This window comes from Pseudomonas sp. CHM02 (genome assembly GCF_000612585.1).
GTDB lineage: Bacteria > Pseudomonadota > Gammaproteobacteria > Pseudomonadales > Pseudomonadaceae > Aquipseudomonas.
Window position 1 is genome coordinate 120,739 of the sequence record NZ_JFCA01000015.1, and the last position, 9,991, is coordinate 130,729.

Consider the following 9,991-nt stretch of genomic DNA (forward strand, 5'->3'; position numbering starts at 1 on the left):
GCCTTTCAAAATATGGGGTGGACGAAGGGGATCGAACCCTCGACAACGGGAGTCACAATCCCGTGCTCTACCAACTGAGCTACGCCCACCATATAGCGCTACTTGTGCCAAAGCTGCCTAATGGCGCACCCGGCAGGACTCGAACCTGCGACCATCCGCTTAGAAGGCGGATGCTCTATCCAGCTGAGCTACGGGCGCCTGATTAATCTGTACTCTTGGAGGATTACAAACTAAGTGCTTCCAGCCTTGCAGAACAACGCACTATTCTGCTCGACCTTCTTAACCAGTGCTAGGCTGTGCCCGACAAGTGCGACGAATAGTATAGACGCCCTCGAAACCCGTCAAATCTTTTTTGAAAAAAACTGATTTTATTTAAGGGGTTAGGGCAATTTGCAGACCAAGCGCCTTTGCCCTCACGTCTTGGCATGCGAGAATGCGCGCACTTTTCTTCCCCCTCTCGATGGTTAATCACGCGTAATGACTGCACAACTTATCGACGGCAAATCAATCGCCGCCAGCCTGCGCCAGCAGATCGCCAAACGAGTCACCGAGCGCAGCCAGCAAGGCCTGCGCACGCCTGGCCTCGCGGTGATCCTGGTCGGCAGCGATCCTGCCTCTCAGGTTTATGTCTCGCACAAGCGTAAAGACTGTGAAGAGGTCGGCTTCATTTCCAAGGCTTACGACTTGCCTTCCGAGACCACCCAGCAGGCCCTCACAGACCTGATCGACGGCCTCAACGATGACGCGACGATCGATGGCATCCTGCTCCAGTTGCCACTGCCCGAGCACCTGGACGCCTCCAGACTGCTGGAGCGCATTCGCCCGGACAAAGATGTCGACGGTTTCCACCCCTATAATGTCGGCCGCCTGGCCCAGCGTATCCCTCTGCTGCGCCCGTGCACCCCGAAAGGCATCATGACCCTGCTGGAAAGCACCGGTGTCGACCTGTACGGCCTCGACGCCGTGGTCGTGGGCGCTTCCAACATCGTCGGTCGCCCTATGGCCATGGAACTGCTGCTTGCCGGCTGCACCGTGACCGTTACCCACCGTTTCACCAAAGACCTCGCCGGCCACGTCGGCCGCGCCGACCTGGTGGTCGTTGCCGCCGGCAAGCCAGGACTGGTCAAGGGTGAGTGGATCAAGGAAGGCGCCATCGTCATCGACGTGGGCATCAACCGCCAGGAAGACGGCAAGCTGGTGGGCGACGTGGTGTACGAAACCGCCCTGCCCCGTGCCGGCTGGATCACTCCGGTACCGGGCGGCGTCGGTCCGATGACCCGCGCCTGCCTGTTGGAAAACACCCTGTACGCCGCAGAAACCCTGCACGGTTAATAACCAGGCGTACTGAAAAAGCCCTGTCTTATCGCAGGGCTTTTTATTGCCCGCAATAAAATCTGTTTTTTCTTAGTTTTTAAGAGCTTTCGTCCGGATCTAGAAGAACATTCGACAGTTTCTGATCCATACTCCTAAAATGTAACGGCATTTATCAAAACCCCGTTTCCAAACGGTATTTCCTTACTTTTTTAGCGAGTTCATCCGCGTGAAAATTCGTCTTTCTCTCGTCAGCCTGTTTTTTGCTTTTACAGGCACCTTTGCGCACGCCGCCGAAACCACCCTGGCCCCGCGTGACACCTCCAAACTGCAAATCGCCTCCGGCAGCGCCATGCTGGTCGACCTGCAAACCAACAAGGTGATCTATTCCAGCAACCCCGACGTGGTGGTCCCCATCGCTTCGGTGAGCAAATTGATGACTGGCCTGATCGTGCTCGAAGCCAAGCAGAACATGGATGAGTACATCGACATCAACATCACCGACACGCCCGAGATGAAAGGTGTGTTCTCCCGCGTGAAGATCGGCAGCCAGATGCCCCGCAAGGAAATGCTGCTGATCGCCCTGATGTCCTCGGAAAACCGCGCCGCCGCAAGCCTGGCCCATCACTATCCGGGCGGTTATGCGGCCTTTATCGCGGCGATGAACGCCAAGGCCAAGGCGCTGGGCATGACCAGCACGCACTATGTCGAACCCACCGGCCTGTCGATCCACAACGTGTCCACCGCCCGTGACCTGAGCAAACTGCTGGCCGCCGCGCGTCACTACCCGCTGCTGAGCCAACTGAGCACCACCAAGGAAAAGACCGTGTCGTTCCGCAAGCCCAACTACACCCTGGGCTTCTCCAACACCGACCACCTGATCAACCGCGCCAACTGGGACATCAAGCTGACCAAGACCGGCTTCACCAACCAGGCCGGCCATTGCCTGGTGCTGGTGACCAGCATGGGTAACCGCCCGGTGTCGCTGGTGATCCTGGATGCCTTCGGCAAATTCACTCACTTTGCCGATGCCAGTCGTATCCGCAATTGGGTCGAGACCGGCAAGAGCGGTTCGGTGCCGGATGTGGCGTTGCGCTACAAGGCCGACAAGAACCTGAAAAATCACCCGAACGCTGCCGAAGTCCGTCGCTGAGTGCAGCGACCTCCTACATAAGCTGGTTCTCACATTGGCGCCTGGGTGCTTGCGGTTATTTTTTTTCCGCCAGCACCTTCAGCGCCTGCGCCGCGGCCCGCTCCTGCCCCGCCTGCCCCGTCGCATTGGCCGCATCCCGCCAGCGCTGTGCATCGACATCGGCCGGTAACTGGCTCGGGCGCTGGGTGAGGATTGCCCAACTCCCGGCGCTTTTCCATTTGGACTCGAAGTCGCTGAAGCTCATCAGCAACCGCCGGTCCATCCCCGAGCGCAGCAACACCGTGCTTTTCTGTTGATTGAAGCCCACCACCACTACATAGCGTGCGTCCGACCACAGCCCGCCGCCGATCCGCGCCATCACCGGGTAACCCGCCGCTACCTGCGCCAGCACCGCCGTCAGCTTGGCGTCCAGCGGGTAGACCATCAGCCCGTACTCGCGCGCCAGCACCTGCATGTTGCGCTCAAGGTCCGCCTCGCCGCCCGGTAGATGCAGCGGTTTATCCAGCAGCCCCGGTGTCATGACAATGCCTTGTTGCGACAGCATGCTGGCTAAAGCCGTAGGACCGCTCTGATAAGCCTCGCTGCGAAACGTCGGCACGCCGTTGAGTTCGACACGCTCCGGCAGGCCCGCCAGTTTCGACGGCGTCGCGGAACAGGCCCCGAGCCCCAGGGCGCACGCCAATAGAACGGATGTTTTAAGGTTCGACCGTAACCGCAATTTTCTACTCTCTTGATCAACTGCCGGTAAGGGCCCTGATCATAGGACGCCCGGCCACGCGGGTATAGCCCGCAGGCTTAGTAAAGGGAATGGATAGAGCAAAGAAGTCGGAAGGACACGACCATTGGTCAATAGCAGGCAACCGTCAGGTAGCTAGACTGTCCATTGAGAAGACTGTGTGTGCCCCGTACGGGGCGAAAGGAGGCCCGAATGAGCCTTGCAACGACGATTTTCCTGTTGATCTGCGGTTGGCTGGCGGTAGGCGGCGCCATGTTGTGGGGGGTGTTGCGCATTACCCGCCGGCACCATCACCCCCACATCAGACCCGCTGCGTCCGCCAAGCCCCATAAGGCGGCAGCGCATCACGCCTAGCCAGGCATGCAATTGAAGTCCTGGGTCGCCGCGACTTCCTTGCCGTGACCATCCATCAAGGCGGCGCGCACGGTAGTACCCAGGCTGGATTCCACCAGGGTGTAGTGCTCGCCCGCCTTGAAGTGCTTGTACTCGACACGGCCCTGGCAGTCCTGCTGGTTGTCGTCGCCTGGTTCTTCTTCGAACAGCGTTACATCCAGTTGATGATCGCCCGGCGGCACTTCAAAAAAGCGCCCGTCATCCACGCGCTTGCCGTCTACGCGCTCGGCCATCAGGTCGTTCGGTGCTTCTTCTTTCAGACCGATCCACGCCTCGCTCGGGTCGGCCTTGGGGATTGGGCCGGCGCACGCCGACAACAACAGCACAGCAGCGAGGGCGGGAATCAACAACAGTGGTTTGAGTGACATGGGTTTCAGTGACATGGCAGGGCTCCAAAGCAGGACAATGTGTCCGATGGGTTACAAGCTTGGGGAGCGGACCTGTCCAGAACAAATGAATACATATGAAACGATCTTCAGCCCTTACCTAAATGTTCCTTCACTTGGCTGAAAGGTGCGTGTTAGGTGGGTCGCGTGAGACTGCCGGGGTTTGCAATCCTGCTTCTCTGGAGGTTCACGCATGCTCGGGCTGGTAAAGACCGCACTGCAAAAGCCGTACACGTTTATCGTGTTGGCCATATTCATCTGCATCATCGGGCCGATGGCGGCCCTGCGTACCCCCACTGACGTCTTCCCGGATATCGGCATCCCCGTGGTGGCCGTGGTGTGGCAGTACAACGGCCTGTCGCCGGACGCCATGGCCGGTCGGGTGATCTACACCTACGAACGCTCCCTGAGCACCACCGTCAACGACATCGAACACATCGAATCGCAATCCCTGCCCGGCATGGGCATCGTCAAGATTTTCTTCCAGCCCGGCGTGGATATCCGCACCGCCAACGCCCAAGTAACGGCGGTTTCACAAACCGTGTTGAAGCAGATGCCACCGGGCATCACGCCGCCGCTGATCCTCAACTACAGTGCCTCGACGGTGCCGATCCTGCAGATGGCGTTCTCCAGCCCCAGCCTCTCGGAAGCGAAGATCCGCGACCTGGTGCAGAACAATATCCGCCTGCCCCTGAGCGCCCTGCCCGGCCTGGCCATGCCGACGCCCATGGGTGGCAAGCAACGCCAGATCACCCTCGACCTCGATCCGCAAGCGCTGGCCGCCAAAGGCTTGTCGGCCCAGGACGTGGGCAATGCCCTGGCGCTGCAGAACCAGATCATCCCGGTGGGCACCGCCAAACTCGGCCCCAACGAATACACGATCCTGCTCAATAACAGCCCCAACGCCATCGACGAACTCAACGACCTGCCGATCAAGACTGTCGACGGGGCGCTGATCACCATCGGCCAGGTCGCCCACGTGCGGGACGGTTCACCGCCGCAGACCAACATCGTGCGCGTCGACGGCCACCGGGCGGTACTGATGCCGGCGCTGAAAAACGGCAGCATCTCGACCCTGTCGATCATCGACGGCATCCGCCAGATGCTGCCGCGCATCAACGAAACCCTGCCGCCGTCGCTGAAGACCTCGCTGCTGGGCGATGCCTCGGTGTTCGTCAAGCAATCGGTCGGCAGCGTGGCCCAGGAAGGCATCATCGCCGCACTGCTGACCAGCGCGATGATCCTGCTGTTCCTCGGCAGCTGGCGTTCGACGTTGATCATCGCCGCCTCGATTCCGCTGGCCGTGCTGTCGGCCATCGCGCTGCTGGCGGTCAGCGGGCAAACCCTCAACGTGATGACCCTCGGCGGGCTGGCGTTGGCAGTGGGCATCCTGGTGGATGACGCCACGGTGACCATCGAAAACATCAACTGGCACCTGGAACAAGGCAAGGCGGTGAAGACCGCGATTCTCGACGGCGCCGCGCAAATTGTCGGCCCGGCGTTCGTCTCGCTGCTGTGTATCTGCATCGTGTTCGTGCCGATGTTTCTGCTGCAAGGCATCGCCGGCTACCTGTTCCGACCGATGGCCCTGGCGGTGATCTTTGCCATGGCCAGCTCCTTCATCCTCTCGCGTACGCTGGTGCCGACCCTGGCGATGTTCCTGCTCAAGCCGCACACACCCGAGCCCGGTGCGGGGCACCATCCGGAAGATGAGTTCATCAACCACCACGAGGGCGAGCAGCACACAAAACCACGCAATGCCGTGCTGCAATCGGTGTTGAATTTCCAGCAGGGCTTCGAGCGGCATTTCTCGAATATCCGTGACACCTACCACGGCCTGCTGACCCTGGCCCTGGGCAATCGCAAACGTTTCATCGTTGGCTTCCTGGCCTGCGTACTCGCGTCCTTCCTGCTGCTGCCGAGCCTGGGCCAGGACTTCTTCCCGGCCACCGACGCAGGCGCCCTGGCCTTGCATGTGCGCCTGCCACTGGGCACGCGTATCGAAGAGAGCGCCGCTGCCTTCGACCGCATTGAAGCGCGGATTCGCGAAGTGATTCCCGCCGAGGAGCTGGACACCATCGTCGATAACATCGGCATCCCGCTCAGCGGCATCGACATGGCCTACAGCAGCAGCGGCACCATCGGCCCGCAGGATGGCGATATCCAGGTCACCCTGAAAAAAGACCACGCACCCACCGCCGACTACGTGAAAAAACTGCGCGAAGCCTTGCCGCAAAGTTTTCCCGGCAGTCACTTTGCCTTCCTGCCGGCGGACATCAGCAGCCAGATCCTCAACTTCGGTGCGCCTGCCCCGCTGGACGTGAAAATCTCCGGGCGCAGCGATGAAGAAAACCGTACCTATGCGGTGGAGCTTGAGCGTCGCTTGCAACATGTACCGGGCATTGCCGACCTGCGTATCCAGCAGTCCACCGGCTACCCGTCGCTGCAGGTGAACGTCGACCGCATGCGCGCCAATGGCCTGGGCATCACCGAGCGCGACGTGACCAACAGCATGGTCGCCTCCCTCGCCGGCAGCTCCCAGGTGGCGCCTACCTTCTGGCTCAACCCGGCCAACGGCGTGTCTTACTCCATCGTCGCGGCGACCCCGCAGTACCGTCTCGACAGCCTGCCCTCGCTGGAAGCCCTGCCGGTGACCGGCGCTGACGGCCAGTCGCAGATCCTCGGCGGCGTCGCCACGATTTCCCGCGTGCAAAGCCCGGCGGTGGTGACCCACTACAACATCGAACCGACCCTGGACCTGTACGCCAACGTGCAAGGTCGCGACCTCGGCGGCGTCGCCCGCGACGTGCAAAAAGTGCTGGACGACACCGCGTCCATGCGCCCCAAAGGCGCGGTGATCAGCCTGCACGGGCAGATCGACGCGTTGCATGAAGCGTTCAGCGGCCTGAGCCTTGGCCTGCTCGGTGCGGTGGTGCTGATCTACCTGCTGATCGTGGTCAACTTCCAGTCGTGGGTCGACCCGTTCGTGATCATCACCGCCTTGCCGGCCGCCCTGGCGGGGATTGTATGGATGCTGTTCCTCAGCGGCACGTCCTTGTCGGTGCCCGCCTTGACCGGCGCCATCCTGTGCATGGGCGTGGCCACCGCCAACTCGATCCTGGTGGTGAGTTTCTGCCGTGAACGCCTGGCCGAACATGGCGACGCGCTGAAGGCCGCGTTGGAAGCCGGCTACACGCGCTTTCGCCCGGTGTGCATGACCGCCCTGGCGATGATCATCGGCATGTTGCCCCTGGCGATTTCCGAGGAGCAGAACGCCCCGCTCGGCCGCGCCGTGATCGGCGGCCTGATCCTTGCCACCACCGCCACCCTGTTGTTTGTTCCCGTGGTCTTCAGCCTGGTCCACGGTCGTCGTCCTACTCGCGCAACTGCTGGAGAAACGTCTCATGTCGTCTGATCACAAACCCTCGCGCAAGCGTCTGATGCTCATGGGTGTCGGCGGCCTGACCCTGGCCGCCCTGTTGGTCGCCAACGGCCTGCACGCCCGCACCTTGCACGAACAATCGGTCACCGCCTGGACCGAGACCGCCGCCGTCCCGCAAGTGATGGTGTTCCAACCGCAGCAGAATGCCGCGGGCGATACCCTGCGCTTGCCCGCGCACCTGGAAGCCTGGAGCAAGGCCCCCATCCATGCCCGGGTCAGCGGCTACCTCAAGGACTGGAAAGCCGACATCGGCACCCAGGTCAAGTCTGGGCAAATCCTTGCCGAGATCGACAGCCCCGACCTCGACCAGCAACTGGCTCAAACCCATGCACGGCTGGTGCAGGAACAGGCCAATGCGCGCCTGGCCGCAACCACCGCCACGCGCTGGCAGAACCTGCTGGCCAGTCACTCGGTGTCGCGCCAGGAAGCCGATGAAAAAACTTCCAACGCCGCCGCAGCCAAGGCCAACGCCGAAGCCGCCGCTGCCGACTATGCCAGGCTGACTGCACTGGAAAGCTACAAGACTATCCGTGCGCCGTTCGCTGGCACCATCACTGCGCGCAACACCGATATCGGCCAGTTGATCAAGGCCGATACCGACAGCGACCCGGAGCTGTTCAACATCGCCGACACCCACCAGTTGCGCCTGTATGTACCGGTGCCGCAGAACTACGCGGCGGTCATCCACCCCGGCCTTGAAGCCGAACTGACTGTGCCCGAGCACCCCGGCGAGCACTTCAAGGCGCACCTGATCGGCGACTCCACCGCCATCGACCGCCGCTCCGGTACCCTGCTCGCGCAGTTCGTGGCCGACAACCCCAATGGCGAGTTGCTGCCCGGCGACTACGCCGAAGCCACCCTGCCGATCCCGGCGGACACCCACGGCGTGAGCATCCCGGCCAGCGCGTTGATCTTCCGCGCCCAAGGCACCCAAGTGGCGGTGCTGGATGCGCAGAATCATGTGCACCTGCAAGACATCCACATCGGCCTGGACCTGGGCGAACGCCTGGTCATCGACCAGGGCCTGAAACCCGCCGACCGCGTGGTCGACAACCCGCCTGACGCCCTGCGCGAAGGCGACCCGGTGCAACTGGCGGATGCCTCCGGAGGTACGCATGCGCCCAAGGCTTGAGCTCCTCGCGGCATTGATGCTGCTGGCGTTGCAGGGTTGCTCGATGGCGCCCACCTACCAGGCGCCGTCTATTGACCTGCCCGCGAACTACCGCGAACAGACCAGCGATGGCCCCTGGCACAGCGCGCAGCCGTCTGACCAATTGGCGCCCGAATGGTGGAACCTCTATCACGACCCGCGCTTGAACGACCTGCAACGGCAACTGCTCGAGGCCAACCCGGACCTGGCGGCGGCGCTGGCGCACTTCGATGCCTCCCAGGCGTATGCCAGCCAACTGCATGCCGGGTTGTTCCCGCAAATCACCGCCAGCGCGCAGCCGTTGCGCCAGCGGCAATCGGATGCACGACCACTGCGGGGGGATACGCAGCCGTCGGTGTACAACAGCAATACCGCGGGCTTCTCGCTGAGTTATGACCTGGACCTGTGGGGCAAAATCCGCAACCAGGTCGCGGCAGGCGATGCCCAGGCGCAAGCCTCGGGTGACGATTTGGCCGTGGCGCGCCTGAGCCTGCAACATCAATTGGCGACCCTGTATGTGCAGCTCAATGGGCTGGATGCCCAAGCGCGGATTCTCGACAGTTCGCTGGATGATTTCAGCCAGGCGCTGCAATTGACGCGCAGCCGTTACGAAGGCCAGATCGCTTCGGAGCTGGACCTTACACGCGCGCAGAACCAGCTGGCCGAGGCCAAGGCGCAACGGGATGAAGTGCGTGGGCAACGCAACCTGACCGAGCACGCCATTGGAGAATTGGTGGGTGTGACGGCCAGTGACTTCACCCTGCCGCCGAGCCCGCAACTGATTGCGCTGCCGGGAATCCCGTCGCAGTTGCCGAGCCACCTGCTGCAACGTCGCCCGGACATTGCAGCGGCGGAACGACGCGTGTTTGCCGCCAACGCCAATATCGGCGTGGCCAAGGCGGCCTGGTACCCGGATTTCAGCTTGACCGGGTTGATTGGCGGGCAGACCCAAGGCGTGGGCAACTTGCTGTCCGCCGGCAATCGCTATTGGGCGTTGGGGCCGCTGGTGAACCTGCCGATCTTTGATGGCGGGCGCTTGAGCGCCAATGAACGCCAGGCCAAGGCCGAGTTCGAAGAAGCCTCGGCACACTACCGCAGCCAGGTGCTGAAAGCCGTGCGCGAGGTGGAAGACAACCTGGCGCAACTACGGGATTTGCAACAGGAAGCGCAGGACGAGCAAGCGGCGGCGGACGCGGCGCAGCACACCCAATCGCTGGCCATGAACAGCTATCAGGCCGGGGCCGTGAGTTACCTGGACGTGGTGACCGCGCAGACGGCGGCGTTGCAGGCACAGCGAACCTTGCAGGCGGTGCAGACGCGGCAGTTGCAGGCGAGCGTCGGGCTGGTGACCGCGCTGGGTGGCGGCTGGCAGCCCTCTTCCTGACACTGTCCATCCTCCGTAGGAGCCGGCTTGCCGGCG

The 9,991-nt window shown here is 62.2% G+C and carries 8 protein-coding genes and 2 tRNA genes; 6 read left to right on the plus strand and 4 right to left on the minus strand.

The annotated features are described in order from the left end of the window. Nucleotides 1-13: 13 nt before the first annotated feature. Both BM70_RS0110620 and BM70_RS0110625 read right to left on the minus strand, forming a co-directional pair. Nucleotides 14-89, minus strand: a tRNA-His gene (locus BM70_RS0110620). Between the two features lie 32 nt (nucleotides 90-121). Continuing rightward, nucleotides 122-198, minus strand: a tRNA-Arg gene (locus tag BM70_RS0110625). A 279-nt stretch (nucleotides 199-477) separates the two neighbouring features. Between BM70_RS0110625 and folD the strand changes: the two genes are divergently transcribed. Next, nucleotides 478-1,332 (plus strand): bifunctional methylenetetrahydrofolate dehydrogenase/methenyltetrahydrofolate cyclohydrolase FolD, encoded by an 855-nt coding sequence (folD, locus tag BM70_RS0110630; protein ID WP_025855994.1) that lies wholly within the window; start codon nucleotides 478-480, stop codon nucleotides 1,330-1,332. A 208-nt stretch (nucleotides 1,333-1,540) separates the two neighbouring features. Beyond that, nucleotides 1,541-2,464, plus strand: a complete 924-nt coding sequence (pbpG, locus tag BM70_RS0110635; protein WP_025855995.1) for a D-alanyl-D-alanine endopeptidase — start codon at nucleotides 1,541-1,543, stop codon at nucleotides 2,462-2,464. A gap of 55 nt (nucleotides 2,465-2,519) precedes the next feature. On the opposite strand, the gene BM70_RS0110640 is transcribed toward pbpG, so the two are convergent. Further along, nucleotides 2,520-3,182 (minus strand): peptidase C39 family protein, encoded by a 663-nt coding sequence (locus BM70_RS0110640; RefSeq protein ID WP_025855996.1) that lies wholly within the window; start codon nucleotides 3,180-3,182, stop codon nucleotides 2,520-2,522. 210 nt (nucleotides 3,183-3,392) lie between these two features. Here BM70_RS0110640 and BM70_RS33325 point away from each other — a divergent pair, with 210 nt between their 5' ends. Further along, nucleotides 3,393-3,554 (plus strand): hypothetical protein, encoded by a 162-nt coding sequence (locus BM70_RS33325; protein WP_177326548.1) that lies wholly within the window; start codon nucleotides 3,393-3,395, stop codon nucleotides 3,552-3,554. Here the strand turns inward: BM70_RS33325 and BM70_RS0110650 are convergent. Next, the gene (locus tag BM70_RS0110650; RefSeq protein WP_025855997.1) at nucleotides 3,551-3,961 is read right to left on the minus strand and encodes a hypothetical protein; all 411 of its coding nucleotides are present in this window, start codon (nucleotides 3,959-3,961) and stop codon (nucleotides 3,551-3,553) included. The two genes, BM70_RS33325 and BM70_RS0110650, sit on opposite strands and share 4 nt — an antisense overlap. A gap of 211 nt (nucleotides 3,962-4,172) precedes the next feature. Between BM70_RS0110650 and BM70_RS0110655 the strand changes: the two genes are divergently transcribed. The 3 genes from BM70_RS0110655 to BM70_RS0110665 are packed head-to-tail and all read left to right on the plus strand — an operon-like array spanning nucleotide 4,173 to nucleotide 9,955. Beyond that, entirely contained in the window at nucleotides 4,173-7,394 is a 3,222-nt protein-coding gene (locus tag BM70_RS0110655; protein ID WP_025855998.1) for an efflux RND transporter permease subunit, read from the plus strand. Beyond that, nucleotides 7,384-8,553: an efflux RND transporter periplasmic adaptor subunit gene (locus BM70_RS0110660; RefSeq protein ID WP_025855999.1), complete on the plus strand. Its 1,170-nt coding sequence runs from the start codon at nucleotides 7,384-7,386 to the stop codon at nucleotides 8,551-8,553. The genes BM70_RS0110655 and BM70_RS0110660 overlap by 11 nt, the downstream gene beginning before the upstream one ends. Continuing rightward, nucleotides 8,537-9,955: an efflux transporter outer membrane subunit gene (locus tag BM70_RS0110665; RefSeq protein ID WP_025856000.1), complete on the plus strand. Its 1,419-nt coding sequence runs from the start codon at nucleotides 8,537-8,539 to the stop codon at nucleotides 9,953-9,955. The genes BM70_RS0110660 and BM70_RS0110665 overlap by 17 nt, the downstream gene beginning before the upstream one ends. Nucleotides 9,956-9,991 lie beyond the last annotated feature (36 nt).